The organism is Pseudovibrio denitrificans JCM 12308 (assembly GCF_001310815.1).
Taxonomy (GTDB): Bacteria; Pseudomonadota; Alphaproteobacteria; order Rhizobiales; family Stappiaceae; genus Pseudovibrio; species Pseudovibrio denitrificans.
In genome coordinates this window covers 45,028-61,414 of sequence record NZ_BAZK01000018.1, presented here as the reverse complement: position 1 = coordinate 61,414, position 16,387 = coordinate 45,028, and the positions used below count along the sequence as shown (strand labels likewise).

At 52.9% G+C, this 16,387-nt stretch carries 15 protein-coding genes and 3 pseudogenes; 9 read left to right on the top strand and 9 right to left on the bottom strand.

The window, feature by feature from the left end:
• Positions 1-280: 280 nt before the first annotated feature.
• The 9 genes and pseudogenes from lgt (at position 281) to ychF (ending at position 8,700) form a co-directional block, all read left to right on the top strand.
• Positions 281-1,114: a prolipoprotein diacylglyceryl transferase gene (lgt, locus tag JCM12308_RS20595; RefSeq protein WP_054784923.1), complete on the top strand. Its 834-nt coding sequence runs from the start codon at positions 281-283 to the stop codon at positions 1,112-1,114.
• Positions 1,111-2,202: a class I SAM-dependent methyltransferase gene (locus JCM12308_RS20590; protein WP_054784922.1), complete on the top strand. Its 1,092-nt coding sequence runs from the start codon at positions 1,111-1,113 to the stop codon at positions 2,200-2,202. The genes lgt and JCM12308_RS20590 overlap by 4 nt, the downstream gene beginning before the upstream one ends.
• Positions 2,203-2,226: 24 nt before the next feature.
• Positions 2,227-2,994, top strand: coding sequence for a peptidoglycan editing factor PgeF (gene pgeF / locus JCM12308_RS20585; protein ID WP_054784921.1), 768 nt, complete (start codon positions 2,227-2,229; stop codon positions 2,992-2,994).
• A 53-nt stretch (positions 2,995-3,047) separates the two neighbouring features.
• Positions 3,048-4,226 carry a M24 family metallopeptidase gene (locus JCM12308_RS20580; protein WP_008547693.1) on the top strand — a complete coding sequence of 393 codons (1,179 nt, stop codon included), beginning with the start codon at positions 3,048-3,050 and terminating at the stop codon, positions 4,224-4,226.
• 76 nt (positions 4,227-4,302) lie between these two features.
• Positions 4,303-4,806, top strand: coding sequence for a hypothetical protein (locus JCM12308_RS20575; RefSeq protein WP_041768747.1), 504 nt, complete (start codon positions 4,303-4,305; stop codon positions 4,804-4,806).
• A 234-nt stretch (positions 4,807-5,040) separates the two neighbouring features.
• A pseudogene (locus JCM12308_RS20570) lies at positions 5,041-5,975 on the top strand (ribose-phosphate pyrophosphokinase).
• 214 nt (positions 5,976-6,189) lie between these two features.
• The gene (locus JCM12308_RS20565; protein ID WP_008548139.1) at positions 6,190-6,804 is read left to right on the top strand and encodes a 50S ribosomal protein L25/general stress protein Ctc; all 615 of its coding nucleotides are present in this window, start codon (positions 6,190-6,192) and stop codon (positions 6,802-6,804) included.
• A gap of 31 nt (positions 6,805-6,835) precedes the next feature.
• Positions 6,836-7,599 (top strand): annotated as a pseudogene (pth, locus tag JCM12308_RS20560) (aminoacyl-tRNA hydrolase).
• Positions 7,600-8,700, top strand: coding sequence for a redox-regulated ATPase YchF (ychF, locus tag JCM12308_RS20555; protein ID WP_014286748.1), 1,101 nt, complete (start codon positions 7,600-7,602; stop codon positions 8,698-8,700).
• Positions 8,701-8,778: 78 nt separating this feature from the next.
• On the opposite strand, the gene JCM12308_RS20550 is transcribed toward ychF, so the two are convergent.
• From JCM12308_RS20550 to petA, 9 genes and pseudogenes are all read right to left on the bottom strand, one after another.
• A complete protein-coding gene (locus JCM12308_RS20550; protein ID WP_208608790.1) occupies positions 8,779-9,588 on the bottom strand; it encodes a DeoR/GlpR family DNA-binding transcription regulator in 810 nt (269 codons plus the stop codon).
• A gap of 75 nt (positions 9,589-9,663) precedes the next feature.
• Positions 9,664-10,263, bottom strand: a complete 600-nt coding sequence (locus JCM12308_RS20545; protein ID WP_244271974.1) for a DeoR/GlpR family DNA-binding transcription regulator — start codon at positions 10,261-10,263, stop codon at positions 9,664-9,666.
• A 264-nt stretch (positions 10,264-10,527) separates the two neighbouring features.
• A complete protein-coding gene (locus JCM12308_RS20540) occupies positions 10,528-11,022 on the bottom strand; it encodes a GNAT family N-acetyltransferase (RefSeq protein ID WP_008548018.1) in 495 nt (164 codons plus the stop codon).
• Positions 11,007-11,716 (bottom strand): annotated as a pseudogene (gene bluB / locus JCM12308_RS20535) (5,6-dimethylbenzimidazole synthase). Before bluB ends, JCM12308_RS20540 begins: the two are co-directional and overlap by 16 nt.
• The gene (locus JCM12308_RS20530; protein ID WP_037036260.1) at positions 11,713-12,267 is read right to left on the bottom strand and encodes an adenine phosphoribosyltransferase; all 555 of its coding nucleotides are present in this window, start codon (positions 12,265-12,267) and stop codon (positions 11,713-11,715) included. Before JCM12308_RS20530 ends, bluB begins: the two are co-directional and overlap by 4 nt.
• An 80-nt stretch (positions 12,268-12,347) precedes the next feature.
• Positions 12,348-13,220, bottom strand: coding sequence for an S-methyl-5'-thioadenosine phosphorylase (locus JCM12308_RS20525; protein WP_054784920.1), 873 nt, complete (start codon positions 13,218-13,220; stop codon positions 12,348-12,350).
• Between the two features lie 145 nt (positions 13,221-13,365).
• Positions 13,366-14,208 (bottom strand): cytochrome c1, encoded by an 843-nt coding sequence (locus tag JCM12308_RS20520; RefSeq protein ID WP_054784919.1) that lies wholly within the window; start codon positions 14,206-14,208, stop codon positions 13,366-13,368.
• Between the two features lie 18 nt (positions 14,209-14,226).
• On the bottom strand, positions 14,227-15,483 hold the full coding sequence (locus JCM12308_RS20515; protein ID WP_008547360.1) for a cytochrome b: 1,257 nt from the start codon (positions 15,481-15,483) through the stop codon (positions 14,227-14,229).
• Positions 15,484-15,506: 23 nt separating this feature from the next.
• Positions 15,507-16,082, bottom strand: a complete 576-nt coding sequence (gene petA, locus JCM12308_RS20510; RefSeq protein ID WP_008547658.1) for a ubiquinol-cytochrome c reductase iron-sulfur subunit — start codon at positions 16,080-16,082, stop codon at positions 15,507-15,509.
• Positions 16,083-16,387: the final 305 nt, after the last annotated feature.

Sequence of the window (16,387 nt, the reverse complement as noted above, 5' to 3'; positions counted from 1 at the left end):
AAAATGCCGAAAGCTTGTGTTGAACACCTCCCACAAACCACTTGACCAAATCCTCTAGTTGTCGGAATGCTCGCTCATTCGGGGTGTCTGTTGCTTGATCCGTTGCAATCAAATGACCACATACCGCTCAAATCTACAGCGTATCTCCAAAAAGTGGGGACCGTTTTTCGGATAAAGATACGCAGAATATGAGCGAAAGCAGGTCAGGCGTTTCAACATAAATGCGAACAGCCCTAAGAGTTCTGACGACAGGTACGCTCCAAAAACAAAAGGATCTCATATGCCGCTCCTAGCCATACCGTTCCCGATGATTGATCCGGTTCTGATTGAGTTCGGACCACTGGCCATCCGTTGGTATGCGCTGGCATATATCGCCGGAATTCTTCTCGCATGGCGCTATATGGTCGTGACCGTGCGCAACACCAATCTGTGGAGCAAGACAGCTCATCCAACAGGAACCGATATCGACGACTTCGTCATGTGGGCAACACTCGGCATCGTGCTGGGTGGTCGTTTGGGCTACGTGCTGTTCTACAATCTGCCCTACTATCTGGCGAACCCGACCGAGATCCTTGCAGTCTGGCAAGGCGGTATGGCCTTCCATGGCGGTCTGCTGGGCATGATTGTCGTGCTGTTCATCTACTCCAGAGCCCGCGGCCTGTCCGGCTGGACCATGTTTGACCTGGCTGCCATTGCCGCGCCGATCGGTCTCTTCTTCGGACGCATCGCCAACTTCATCAACTCCGAGCTTTGGGGCCGTGTCACGGATGTGCCGTGGGCTGTCGTGTTCCCCAATGGCGGACCAGAACCAAGACACCCAAGCCAGCTTTACGAAGCAGCACTGGAAGGAGCTCTGTTGTTCCTCGTGCTCCGCCTGCTGTCTCACCGCTTCAAACTGCTGCAAAAGCCCGGCGTGCTCGCAGGCAGCTTCGCAATTGGCTACGGTCTGGCACGCACCTTTGTAGAGTTCTACCGCGTTCCGGATGCACACATTGGCTATCTATCCGGCTTCTTCACCATGGGTATGCTGCTAAGCCTGCCAATGGTTCTGATCGGTATCGTCATCGTGGTTTGGGCACTTAAAAGAAATACGGAAAACAAAGAAGCAAAATGACCGGTTCCGCATCCACGCCTCTTCAGGAAAAAATCAAAAAGCGCATTGCGGATCATGGTCCAATGACCGTTGCCGAGTATATGGCGCTGTGCCTGTCTGATCCTGAGCACGGCTATTACATGCGCCAGCAGCCCTTCGGCGCAAAAGGCGACTTCACCACAGCGCCAGAGATCTCTCAGCTGTTCGGCGAGCTCATCGGCGCGTGGCTTCTGCACCAATGGCTTTCGCAGGACCTAAAAGGACCAGTGCATCTAGTAGAAATGGGCCCGGGCCGTGGCACACTGATGAAGGACATCCTGCGCGTGATCTCACTGCGCCCTCAGATGCTCGCCAACATTCAGATCCATCTGGTCGAAACCAGCCCATCTTTACGCAAAGCACAGCGCAAGCTGCTGAAGGCTTATTCCATCAAATGGCACGACACGCTAGACACCATCCCGGAAGGCCCGACGCTGCTCGTCGCCAACGAGCTGTTCGACGCATTACCAATCCACCAGTACCAGTTGACAGACACCGGCTGGCGCGAGCGTTGCGTTGGTCTGGATGAAGATGGCAACCTCACGTTCGGCATTGGCTCAGGCACTCTGTCACCAGCAGACGTCGCAAAAGCGAACCTGCAGGCAAAGATCGGCGACACACTGGAACTGTCACCAGCTTCCAACGCCATTGCTTCCCAGATCGGCCACCGCCTCAAAGCAAATGGCGGCGCAGCACTGCTGATCGACTACGGTTACGCCAAGACTGCCACCGGTGACACCTTCCAGGCTCTCAAGAAGCACGAGTACGTCTCCACTTTGGAACACTGCGGCGAAGCAGATCTGACCGCACACGTCAACTTTCAGGCACTGGCAAACGCAGCTGCAGCAGAAGGCGCCACTGCGCACGGCCCAATCGGTCAAGGCCAGTTCCTGCTCGGCCTCGGTCTGCTGGAACGCGCAGGCCAGCTTGGTGCAGGCAAATCCACGCTGGATCAGGACCAGATCCGCAAGGATGTAGAGCGTCTTGCCGCCGATGATCAGATGGGCACCCTGTTCAAAGTCCTCTGCATCTCCAACACTTCAGAACAACCAATTCCTTTCCAGAATTAAACCAGTCAAACGCCGGAGAAGCCAATGATTAAAGTGCCAGAGCTTGAAGCAATGCAACGCATCTCACATGGCTTCTTCACCCGCGAAGGCGGCGTCTCCTCCGGCATCTATAAAGGCCTCAACGTCGGCCTCGGCTCCAGCGACAACCGCGAGGACGTGCTGGAAAACCGCCGCCGCGTTGCCGAAAAGCTCGGCACCACGCCAGAGCATCTGGTCACGCCCTACCAGATCCACTCCACCAAGGTCCTGAGTGTATCCGGCCCCTTCGCTGAAGAAGACGATAAACGCGCCGACGCCCTTGTCACCAACACACCCGGTGTCGCCATCGGCATTCTGACAGCGGACTGCGGCCCGATCCTGTTTGTTGATCCGGACAAAGGCGTCATCGGTGCAGCCCATTCCGGCTGGAAAGGCGCAGTAGACGGCATCCTGCCCAACACCGTTAAAGCCATGCAGCAGCTTGGCGCAGATCCAGCCAACATCACGGCTGTGATGGGCCCGATGATCTCCCAGCAAGCCTACGAAGTCGGCCCGGAGTTTGCCCTGCGCTTCCTTGAGCAATCCAAGGACAATCAACGCTTCTTTGTACCTTCCGAAAAGCCACTGCACAGTATGTTCGACCTACCTGCCTTCATCAAAGCACAGCTCGACCAACTGGGCCTGAAAGAAGTCATCGACCTGAAACTCTGCACCTATGCAGATGCAGATAGGTTCTTCTCCTACCGAAGAACCACCCATAACAAAGAACCGGATTACGGGCGCCAAATATCAACTATCATGTTAACCGCCTGATTGTGCTGGCGGGCGAGCAAGAGTAAGTTCTGTTTCAGATTGCGTTGCAAACTATGGATTGGGAGAAAACCATGGCCCTGCACTTTTCACCGGAAGAATTTGCTGAGCGCCGTGCTGCTCTGGACGCAAAACTCAAAGAGCGCAATCTGGACTGCCTGCTGATCTTCGCGCAGGAAAGCATGTATTGGCTGACAGGCTTCGACACCTTCGGCTACTGCTTCTTCCAATGCCTGATTTATCGCCCAGGCGAAGAACCAATCCTACTCACCCGCTCAGCAGACCTCAGACAGGCCCGCAACACCTCCAACCTCAAAGACATCCGCCTCTGGATGGATGTGGCTGGCAAATCTCCTGTTGGGCAGGTGAAGGAGCTCCTGTTCGATCTCGACCTGCTCGGCACCCGCATCGGCGTGGAATACGACACCCACGGTCTCACTGCCGCCAATGGCCGCCTGCTCGACGAGTCTCTCCATTCCTTCGCAGACGTGGACGACGCCTCCGACATCATCAAGGAACTGCGTCTGGTCAAATCACCAACCGAGTTGGAATACGTCAGAACCGCTGGCAAACTCGCTGATCAGGCCTTCCTCGCTGCCATGGAAGAGATCAAGCCGGGAGCAGATGAAGGCCGCATCCTCGCAAAGATGCAAAGCACTATCTTCGAAGGCGGCGGAGACTATCCCGCCAACGAGTTTGTCATCGGCTCCGGCCCGGACGCCTTACTCTGCCGTTACAAGTCTGGCCGCAGAACGCTCTCAGAAAATGATCAGCTCACACTGGAGTGGGCCGGTGTTTACCGTCATTACCACGCAGCCGCCATCCGCACCGTTATTCTGGGGGAACCGACCCCGCGCCATTTGGAGCTTCATCAAGCTGCAAAAGACGCGATGATTGCCGTTGAACAGGCCATGCAGGTTGGCAACACCTTTGGCGATCTGTTTGCCGCGCACGCTCATATTCTGGATGATCGCGGCCTGATGCCACATCGCCTCAATGCCTGCGGATATTCCCTTGGTGCCCGCTTCACACCAAGCTGGATGGAGCCGCCGTATATGGCTTTCAAAGAAAATGCACATGAAATTCAGGAAAACATGGTGTTGTTTATGCACATGATCATCATGGATTCCGATAGCGAAACTGCCATGACTTTGGGCCAAACTTACATCACACACGAAGATGGGCCAGAAAGCTTATCACAGCTTTCTCTCGACCTCCCTGTGAAGGCAGGGTAAAGACTGCCATAATTATTCTTTACGAATCTACTGGGGCACCCCTCGCTGATTCTTTGAGTGGACTTTAAGGACTGACATGCTGAAGCTCGTACTTTCACCTCGGGTATTAATCATTGCCGCTATGGCAATTCTTGCAGGCTGTGCGGCAAACCCTATTCCCCCGTCCAGCATCGGGGACATGATTGAAACCAAGTCTGCTCCTCCGGCTGTATCTCCCGCCAAAGCAACGTTCGCCTTCGAACAGCTGACCGGACTGCCTGGCAACATTGCCGACGATCTCTCCGAGGAACTGGGGAATCGCGCAGCAGCAGCGAATCTCAACCTCGTCAGACGCGTTGGCGCACCAGCTACCTACCGAGTCAAAGGATTCTTGACCGCAGCGGGTGACCAGTACACCACCACCGTCTTCTATGTATTTGATATTATTGATGCAAACGGCAATCGCGTTCACAGAATTGACGGCCAGGAGCAGACAGGCGGCAACTCTGGCGACCCATGGAACGATGTTTCCAGCGATGCGCTGCAGAGAATTGCCTCAAGAACTATTGCTTCTTTAGAAGCATGGTTACACAGCAAGTGACCTAATAAAATCAAATAGATACACAATTATGCAGCTCAGCTTTTGCAAAAAAGCTGAGCTGCTGTGCGTTCTGGCTATTGTCGGCTTAAGACGAGGTTGCTAAAAGGCGCCCCAAGGCGACCCTTCAGGGTGCCTTACCAGAAGAAATCGGGTTCCACCAAGGGACGCAAATTTCCACCTCACTACCGGCGAAAGCGGGTTGTGAGATCAAAGCCCAAGAAGGACTTGCGGGTTATGAAAATCGTCGCGGGTAACTCCAATCGCGCGCTGGCTGAGCAAATTTCAAAGTATCTTGATGTACCATTGGCGAAGTGCCAGGTTCGCCGCTTTGCAGACCAAGAAATCTACGTTGAAATCCAGGAGAACGTACGCGGTGAAGACGTCTTCGTCATTCAGCCAACAAGCTATCCGGCTAATGACCACCTGATGGAACTGCTCATCATTATTGATGCGCTTCGTCGTTCCTCAGCACGTCGTATTACCGCAGTGGTTCCATACTTTGCTACGCCCGTCAGGACCGTAAGCCGGCGCCTCGTACGCCAGTCTCTGCGAAACTTGTTGCCAATCTGATCACCAACGCCGGTGCTGACCGAGTGCTCACACTCGACCTGCATGCAGGCCAGATTCAGGGCTTCTTCGATATTCCGACCGACAACCTCTATGGCGCGCCTGTGATGACCCGTGACATCAAAGAGCGCTACGACACAACCAACGTTATGGTTGTTTCTCCGGATGTTGGCGGCGTGGTTCGCGCACGTGCACTTGCAAAGCGCATCGAAGCTCCTCTGTCCATCGTTGATAAGCGTCGCGACAAGCCTGGAGAATCCGAAGTCATGAACATCATCGGTGATGTAAATGGCTACGACTGTATCCTCGTGGACGACATCGTGGACTCTGGTGGAACTCTCTGCAACGCAGCGGATGCTCTGCTCAACGCTGGTGCAAAATCTGTAACCGCTTACATCACGCACGGCGTGCTGTCCGGTGGCGCAGTTGCACGCGTTTCCGCATCCAAGCTTAAGGAACTGGTGATCACCGATTCCATCGAGCCAACCGCTGCTGTTCAGGCTGCTCCGAACATCCGCACCATTTCTATCGCCCCTCTGATGGGCGAGGCGATCAACCGCACATCGCAGGAACGTTCTGTTTCCAGCTTGTTCGATTCATAATTCGCTTTAATCACAGGCTTTGAGAAACCGGGGTACGCCCCGGTTTTTCTTATTGTAGGCTCTACGGTTGCTCTTGCTCTTTAAAGGAAGTTCAGCTATACGAGCCGCGTACGTCGACACCCTTGGAGGAGGCGTACAAAGTTGGCCGTAGTTGAGCGCAGAATTCTGTCGCTCCCGCGGCCTTACTTTTATTATCAAACTAGGAGATTCCACCATGGCAAACAGCTATGAGCTGAAAGCACAGGTGCGTGAACGGGCCGGCAAGGGGGCCGCTCGTGCAGCTCGTCGTGAAGGTCTTGTACCAGCAGTAATCTACGGCGACAAAAAAGAAGCAGTATCCATCAACCTGCCTCTTAAAGAAGCAACCATGACCCTTCATAAGGGCGGTTTCCTGTCTCACGTCGGTACAATCGACCTGAACGGCGAAAAAACTTCTGTAATCGCAAAAGACTTCCAGCTGCATCCGGTTAAAGACACTCTGATGCACGTTGACTTCCTGCGCGTTTCTGCAGACGCTACTCTGACAGTTGAAATCCCAGTGAAGTTCCTGAACGAAGAAACTTCCCCAGGTCTGAAGCGCGGTGGTGTTCTGAACGTTGTTCGTCACACTGTTGAAATGACTGTTCCAGCAACTGCTATCCCAGAAGCTATCGAAGTTGATCTGGCTGAAGCAGACCTCGGCTCTTCCCAGCACATCTCTGCTGTTAAGCTGCCAGCTGGTTGCGCGCCAACCATCACAGACCGTGACTTCACCATCTCCACCATTGCAGCTCCTGCAGGTCTGAAAGAAGCTGACGAAGCTTCTGAAGAAGGTGAAGGCGAAGAGTAATTCTCTGAATTCAAGGCTTGGAACCATACCTATGAAGCTGTTTGTCGGCCTCGGTAATCCAGGCCCTAAATACGAGAATAATCGTCACAATATCGGGTTCATGGCGGCAGATGAAATTCATCGCCGCCATAGCTCATTCAGCCCATGGCGGGCTCGCTTTCAGGCACATGTTTCTGAAGGCACATTGGCAGGCGAAAAAGTCTTGCTTATGAAGCAACAACCTACATGAACGAAAGTGGTCGTTCCGTAGGCGAAGCACTCCGTTTCTACAAGCTCACCCCACAAGATGTTGTCGTGCTCTATGACGAGCTGGACCTGCCTCCTGCCAAGTTCCGCCTGAAAAACGGCGGTGGTCATGGCGGCCACAATGGTCTGCGCTCCATCACAGCACACATCACAGATGCCTATCGCCGTGTCCGCCTCGGCATCGGCCACCCGGGCCATAAGGACCGTGTGCATCAGTGGGTATTGGGTGACTTTGCAAAAGCGGATCAGGAGTGGCTGGAACCTCTTTTAGAGGCTGTCGCAGACAACGCCCCGCTCCTTGCTCAGCACCAGGACAACCAGTTCGCCAACAAGGTGACACTGGCAACCCGCCCGGAAGGCTCTGGCAAACCTTATAAAAAGGAAAGCTCACGCGACGCGGCTGCAAAGAAAAAGCAGGACACCGCCAAGCCTGAGCCAGAAAAAAAGCCAGCGCCTAAAGCAACCGGCTATCAGGACAAAGAAGCTAACAAAAAAGGGCCGCTCGCCTCAGCGCTTGAGCAGCTATTTGGATCGAAAGGACAAGAGTAAATGGGTTTTCAGTGCGGCATCGTCGGCTTGCCTAACGTTGGTAAGTCTACCCTCTTCAACGCTCTGACCAAGACAGCAGCAGCTCAGGCAGCGAACTATCCGTTCTGCACCATTGAGCCGAACACCGGTGACGTTGCTGTTCCGGATCCACGTCAGTCCAAGATCGCTGCAATTGCGCAGTCCAAGGAAATCATCCCGACCCGCCTGACCTTTGTGGACATTGCAGGTCTGGTGCGCGGTGCATCCAAGGGTGAAGGTCTGGGCAACCAGTTCCTCGCAAACATCCGCGAAGTAGACGCGATCGCACACGTTCTGCGCTGCTTCGAAAACGATGACATCACGCACGTGGATGGCAAGATCGACCCGATCGCTGACGCTGAAACTGTCGAAACCGAACTGATGGTTTCCGACATGGAAAGCCTCGAAAAGCGCATCGCGCCGCTCGAGAAAAAAGCGAAGTCAGGCGACAAAGACGCAAAAGCAGCCCTGCCAATCATGGAACAGGCTCTCGCGATCCTTCAGGACGGCAAACCAGTACGCGCACTCGGCCTGACTGATCCAGAAGAAATCAAGCAGCTGAAAATGCTTAATTTGCTGACTTCCAAGCCAGTCCTCTACGTGTGTAACGTGGAAGAAGAATCTGCAGACAAAGGCAATAGCCTCTCTGCGAAGGTTCAGGCCATGGCTGAAGAGCAAGGTGCAGCCTCTGTTGTGATCTCCGCAGCCATCGAAGCTGAGATCGCTCAGCTGGAAGATGAAGAACAGCGTGAGTACATGGCAGACATGGGTCTGGAAGAGCCTGGCCTCGACCGTCTGATCCGCGCTGGTTACGGCCTTCTGGAGCTGATCACCTACTTCACAGCAGGTCCAAAAGAAACCCGCGCATGGACCATTGTTGCTGGTACGAAAGCACCTCAGGCAGCTGGTGTGATCCACACCGACTTTGAACGCGGCTTCATCCGCGCGCAGACCATCGCTTACAACGATTACGTTGAGCTTGGTGGTGAAACCCCAGCAAAAGAAGCTGGTAAGGCGCGCGACGAAGGCAAGGAATACATTGTTCAGGACGGCGACGTACTGCTGTTCAAGTTCAACACCTGATCGGCGATCCAACATCGCAAGAAACACAAAAGGCGCTCAATCGAGCGCCTTTTTTAGTTTAGAAACAAAGAAATAAAATCAGATATCAAGCAATACAATTTCACTGGAAGCTTCCGCTTCCACATCAGCCACGTGCACGTCCTTCACGCCCTGAGCAACGAGGCTATCCAGAATGCTTGGCTCAACACCGCTGTCGACAATCAGCATATCCGCCTGAGCGCAGGAGTTGGCTACAAAGCGGCTCGGCACGCCAATCTTACTGGAGTTACACAGAACCATCGTCCGCTTGCAGGAGGCCATCACAGCCCGCGCAAATTTGGCTTCTTCCTCCACGTAGTACATGAGGTCGCCTTCCGCAGACAAACCAACAGGACAAATGATCCCCCAGTCTGCGTTCAGTCCAGCAACCGTATCCAGAGCGATCGGACCCAACGCCCCCTGCCCGTCTGTGTAAAGGTGCCCACCAATCACATGAATATCCGCAGCTGTCTCCGCTCCAATAATCATGGAGGCAACCGCATAGGAATTGGTCGAAACTTTAATCTGCTCTACTTGCGCAAGGTGCTGCGCAAGGATGGTCATGGTACTTCCGGATTCAACGACCACATGGTCGCCTTCCTGAATGAAAGAGGCAGCAAGACGTCCAATGGCATACTTCTCGATGTAATGGCTGCGTAGCCTTACCCGATAAGCATCCTGATCTCGCGGCATAAGAAAACATATTGAATTGTCAAAGAGCTCAAACTCCTCACGCTCTGACAAAACCTTTGCCAGACTTGTGAGCTCTTCAAAGTCCATTCCCAAAATATCTGCAGCAGCAGTCAAAGAAATACGTCTGTGGCGTTTCACCAGATTGGCCAGAACGTCCACCATTAAGTCATTAATCATCTAAGTAGGCCTAGATCCAAGATACTATTCCGGTAGTAAACATCGTTCATTTTTATCGAAAAAGATTAAAATTTATCAACTATTCAAGAGAATGAAATCTTCGCTGTCAGCATCTTCTGAAATCGCATGAAAAACGCGAGCTTTTTTAAGATGATGCTCTATTTCAGCAAAACCTAATTCTCCATTATTATCAGTAATAAAGACATCTACACCTTGCATTGTTTGCGCAGTGTAGCGGCTGGGGACGCCTAACTTAGAACTATCACTGAGCATCATAGTTTTCTTCGCACTACGCTGCATCAATAAGCTCGTTTCAGCATCGACTTTATGGAAATAGCAGGCCCCTTTGTGAATGCACATGCTGGTGGGGCTCAGAATGGTCCAATCAACCTCCAGATCACGAATGCGCGCCATGGTCTCCTCACCATGAAGCGCGGTCGTATGAGCAGCCAGCTTGCCCCCAATCAGTTCCACGCTGCACGCCCGGCTGTGTCGCACAAGGCTCTCAGCAATCAGCGGACTGGTGGTCGCAACGGACAGGTCTTTCTTCTCTTTCAGATGATTGGCAAAAAGGGAAAGTGTGCTCCCCGCTTCAATCAGAAGACGATCACCATCCTTGATCAGGCTGGCCGCCAACTTGCCAACGGCGTTCTTCTCTGCAAAGCGGGAATGCATGCGCACGCTGATGTCGCTCTCCGCGATGGCCTCATTGGAAACCAGCGAGTTGCCCCGCACGCGCATGATAGCATTGTTTTCCAGCCCATCTACCGCATACAGGATCTCATCGACAGAGCAATCCAGGACAGTGGCCAGTAAGGAGAGCCGTATCGTTCTATAGCGTCGCACCAATTCGATTATGCGGACGATCACAACACAACCCTCAGTTACAATTTTATTTAAACTTTCACAAAGTTAGTCAAAGACCGTTTGAAAGTAAAGCTAAGATCGATTCCCGGTTATATCCCGACCAAAAATCACCTCATCACGCAACGGTATCCCGTGCAGACCTGTGACTGGTATTTCGGGTTTTAACTTACGTTCTTCATCGATGACGCCCTGAACGACTTTCTCTAAACGGAAGCTGCGTCTCTGATAAAACCGAAATGCATCCAGATTGTCGTTGGAAGTGCGCACCATAATGCGGCCAATACCCTCTTTGCGAGCGGCATCAACAGAGGCGTCCAGCAAAAGCGTTCCGATACCACCCCAGCGCTGCAACGAATCGAGAGTAAGGATCTCCCATTCCTGTTCACGTTTGATCAGCGTAATCATGCCAACCAAACGACCTTCATCCAGAGCAAGGTATCCTGGCAGCTTGGATGCATCCACCATCTCGCCATCAAGCAACTGCTCAGGACTGGTCCACCGGTTCACGAGCAGCTCAACAACCTGCTCTCGATCTTCTGGCTCAATTGCTCTTACTTGGATTGACACGAAGAAGACTCCTGTTTGGCTTCTGGCCTAACTAGATCAATATCTTTTAACATTCGCAATTCAGTGGCAGTACGTGCCTGCCAGCCGGTGCGTTGAAGTTCGGGCGTCAGGTTATTCTCAACCGGGTAGCCAATGCACAGATAGGCTACGAACTTCCAGCTGTCAGGAACGCCAAACAGCTTTCCGACACCATCTGGATTGAGAATAGACACCCAACCAACGCCAATGCCTTTCGCTCTAGCAGTAAGCCAAAGGCAGTTAATTGCGCTAACACAAGAATAGGCCAGCGTCTCCGGCATGGTCTGCCGTCCCAGCCCAGCTCCCTGTGTTGGTTCAAGATCACAAAAAACGGCAAATTGCAGCGGAGCGTCGGTCAAACCCTGCAGCTTGAGCTTGGCATAGCTCTCCGCACGCTCTCCCTTGTAGCCCGTCAGGCCTCTGCATTTGCCTGTTGGAAATTGAGATAAACCGCCTCTCGGTTTGAGGGCTGGCTTACCTCGATAAAGCGCCACGGCTGACTGTTGCCGACGCTTGGGGAAAGATCAGTTAATCGCAAAAGCTCTTCAACGGTTTCGCGATCAATCATGTCTTGCTTGAAATGGCGCACATCCCTGCGCCATTTCAAAAGCAATTCAAAATCTTGGTTGAAGGCCTCAGAAAACTGCGGGCCTTGCTCTACAAAGGCGTCATTCAATGACCGGGAAACTCCACCAATGTCCTGACAGGAACGTCCAGAGCTTCCAGTTTTGCACGTCCTTGCAGTTCTGGCAAATCGACAATGAAGCAAGCCGCCACAATGTCAGCACCAGCACTTCTCAGCAGCTTCACAGCCGCTTCCGCAGTACCACCAGTCGCAATCAGGTCGTCTACCAGAATTACCTTCTCACCCGGCTTCACAGCATCACAGTGGATCTCAATGGTGTCTGTGCCATACTCAAGCTCATACTCTTGCTCGATGGTCTTGAACGGCAGCTTACCTTTTTTGCGCACAGGCAGGAAACCAGCAGACAACTGGTGAGCCACAGCACCACCCAGAATGAAGCCACGCGCTTCAATACCAGCAACCTGCTCAATCTTCGAGCCAGCCCACGGCTGCACCAGTGCATCAACCGCACGGCGGAACGCACGAGGATCGCTCAGAAGCGTCGTGATATCGCGGAACAGGATACCTTCCTTCGGATAGTCCGGGATCGTGCGAATAGACGCGATCAGCTCCTCTGAGATTGTGTTCAGTGTGTCAGTCATGGTCATTTCCACGTTTTGAATTGCATTGTTTCAGTCAAAGGCCCTCCGCTCAGGGCCTTCAGGATCACTCAGGTAATCAGTTATTTTTTCAGCACACGTCCAGCGACAGCATCAAGCTTTGCAAGCAGCTCAGGATCTCGTTTGTCCTCAGCAGTCATAATCGCAAAATCGAGCGCAGTGTTGGAGCCAATCGGGCATTGCTGATGTTCTCTCGGCAGTTTGCGGGCCACCGCCAGCACAAGCTTCTGAGCGCTTTCCACGTTCTCATGCAGAACCTTGATGATCGCATTGATATCGACATTGCCATGATCAGCATGCCAGCTGTCGTAATCGGTCACCATTGCCACCGTTGAGTAGCTGATTTCTGCTTCTCGGGCTAGCTTTGCTTCTGGCATGTTCGTCATGCCAATCACGTCACAGCCCCAAGAACGATACAGATGGCTCTCAGCTTTAGAAGAAAACTGCGGCCCTTCCATAGCCAGATAAGTCCCACCGCGGCTATACGTAAGGCCCTCTTCTTGACAGGCACCTTCCACCACATCCACCAGTAACGGTGAAACTGGGTCCGCTACAGAGACGTGCGCCACACAGCCAGTGCCAAAGAAACTCTTCTCACGGGCAAACGTCCGGTCAATAAACTGGTCAACCAGCACGAACGTCCCCGGCGCATACTCTTCTTTCAAAGAACCGCAAGCACTGACGGAAATCAGATCCGTCACACCAGCACGCTTGAGCACGTCGATGTTGGCGCGATAGTTGATCTCGCTCGGAGAATGCACGTGGCCACGACCGTGACGCGGCAGGAAGACAACCTTCAGGCCATCAATCTCGCCAATACAGACATCATCGCTTGGCTCGCCCCATGGGCTTTCAATCCGCTCCCATCGGGCATTTTCAAAACCAGGAATATTGTAGAGGCCAGAACCTCCGATAATACCCAGAACCGCCTGCATATCGCTCTCTCCGCTTATCGCCAGTTTCAGTGCACTTTACCTGATTCAGTCTCGTGAAGTTGGCACTACATCAAATCCAGACGCCAACCCCAAAAAAAAGGGCTACCCGAATAGGATAGCCCTTTTTGAAAGTATCGATGTGACCTTAGTGGTCTACATTGCTCCAGATCTTGCGCTTTGTGAAGTACAGCAAAGATGCAAACAGGATCAGGAATGCCATGACGCCGAAGCCGATACGCTTACGTGCTTCCAGATGAGGCTCAGCTGCCCACATCAAGAATGCAGAAACGTCACGAGCGTACTGATCAGTAGTCATTGGAGAACCATCGGAGTACTCAACCAGCTCGTCAGAGAGTGGTGGCGCCATTGCAAGCGTCTTACCAGCGATGAAGCCGGTGTTGTAGTACTGACCTTCTGGAACTTCAACGCCCTCAGGAGCTTCGTGGTAACCAGTCAGCAGGCCGTAGAGGTAGTCCGGGCCGTTTTCCTGATACTGCGTAGCAATATCCAGAACGAACCATGGGAAACCACGGGTCACTGCGCGGGCTTTAGCCATCAGAGACAGGTCTGGTGGGTAAGCACCGTTGTTAGAAGCACGTGCTGCCTGCTCGTTCGGGAACGGAGAAGGGAACTTGTCGAACGGCTTGCCTTCGCGCTCGAACATTTCACCTTCATCATCCGGACCATCTACGATGGAGTACTCAGCTGCAAGAGCCTTAACTTCATCAACGGAGAAGCCAGGTCCGCCTTCCTCAGCGAGGTTACGGAATGCAACGAGGCTCAGACCGTGACAGGAAGAACAAACTTCCTGGTACACCTGAAAACCACGCTGCAGCTGCGCTTTGTCAAACTGACCAAAAGGACCAGCAAAAGACCAAGGCTGCTTCTCAACGTGCGGAGCATCACCAGCTGCCAGAGCTGGGCCTGCCACTACAAGACCTGCAACAACAGCAAGTGCGCGAGCGCTTTTGAACATTAGATTTTTCATCTTTAAATTCCCCTGCCCTTAAGCCGCTTCGCCGGTTTTACCCAGCACTGCATCGTTGATTGAGTCAGGAACTTTCCGAGGCGTTTCGATCAGTCCAAGAACTGGCAGAACGATCAGGAAGTGAGCGAAGTACAGTGCAGTGAAGACCTGAGCCAGAGCCACGTATGGCTGTTCTGCAGGCATTGCACCGAGCCAACCAAGCATCACACAGGTGAAACCGAACAGCCAGAAGAAGAACTTGTAAACTGGACGGAAACGCGCAGAGCGAACCTTGGAAGTGTCGAGCCATGGCAGTACGAAGAGCACTGCGATTGCGCCAAACATTGCGATAACACCACCCAGCTTCGAAGGAATTGGGCCGATATCGAAAGTGATCGCACGCAGGATCGCGTAGAACGGCAGGAAGTACCATTCAGGCACGATGTGTGCAGGCGTTACCATTGGGTTTGCTTCGATGTAGTTGTCTGGGTGACCCATATAGTTCGGCAGGTAGAATGCGAACCAGGAGAAGAAGATCATGAAGACAACAATCGCGAACAGATCCTTCATCGTGTAGTACGGATGGAATGGGATCGTGTCCTTCTCGGATTTTGGATCAACACCAACTGGGTTGTTGTTACCAGCAACGTGGAACGCCCAGATGTGCAGGATCACAATACCAACAATCACAAATGGCAGCAGATAGTGCAGTGAGAAGAAGCGGTTCAGAGTTGGGTTACCAACGGAGAAGCCACCCCAGAGCCATGTAGTGATGCTGTCGCCAACAATCGGGATCGCGGAGAACAGGTTAGTAATAACCGTCGCGCCCCACAGTGACATCTGACCCCATGGAAGCACGTAGCCCATGAACGCAGTCGCCATCATCAGCAGGAACAGCAGAACACCAAGGATCCAGGCGATCTCACGTGGTTCCTTGTAGGAACCGTAGTACAGACCACGGAAGATGTGGATGTAAACTGCAATGAAGAACATGGATGCGCCGTTCATGTGCAGATAGCGGATAAGCCATCCGTAGTTCACATCGCGCATGATGTGTTCAACAGAGAGGAACGCAAGAGTTTCATGCGGAGTGTAGTGCATCACCAGAACGATACCGGTGATCAGCTGCACAACCAGCATGAAGAATGCGATACCGCCGAAGGTCCACCAGTAGTTCAGGTTCTTCGGGGTAGGAAAAGCGACAAAGCTCCCATGAACAAGGGAGAGAACCGGCAAACGACGCTCAAGCCATTTGGCGCCAGCGTTTTGCGGTTCATAAGTAGAATGACCAGCCATAGCTGCCTCCTGAAGGGGTCACGTCAGCCGATTACGACAGTGTCGTCCGTGGTGAATTTGTAAGGCGGCACGAGCATATTCTCTGGAGCCGGGCCTTTACGGATACGACCAGCGGTGTCGTAGTGAGAGCCATGGCATGGGCAGAACCAACCACCGAACTCACCTTTGTTGTCGCCGTTTTTCTGGCCAAGTGGCACACAGCCAAGGTGCGTACATACACCAACCATGACGAGCCAGGCTTCTTTGCCATCGGCTGCGCGGTTTGCATCTGACGCATCCGCACCGTCTTCTAGGTTAGAGTTACGTGCGAACTGGTCTGGCAGATCAGAAAGCGGAACGGCTGCAGCTTCAGCGATCTCCTGCTCCGTACGTTGACGGATAAAGACCGGCTTGCCACGCCAAGTTACGGTGATGGATTGCCCGACTTCAACCGCAGAAACATCAACTTCAATAGAAGCCAAAGCGAGTGCAGATGCATCCGGGTTCATCTGATGGATAAAGGGCCAAGCCAGAGCTCCCGCACCGACCGCGCCCACGGCACCGGTCGCGATGTAGAGAAAATCGCGGCGTGTCGGTTCAGCCGTTTCCGTGTGTTCCAAGGTCGCGTCCTCTCGAAACAAAATTGAAAGAGATCACCTAAAAACTCTCTTGAGAGGACAGTACCCACGGCTAGTAAAACCAACCACTATCTACTCACTACAAAGAGCTGTAGGTGAAAATGCGCAAAATACGCACTTATATTGACGGATGCTATCTGCCACCAATGGTCGCACTTGTCTAGACTCGTTAAAAAATTGGGGACTTATTGTCGCAGACAATTTGGGCATAAGAGACAAAAAACAGGGACAATTGAGTTTTTGGCACGTGAATATGAGTCAAAAGTCGAGTGGTTCGGGGACCAGAA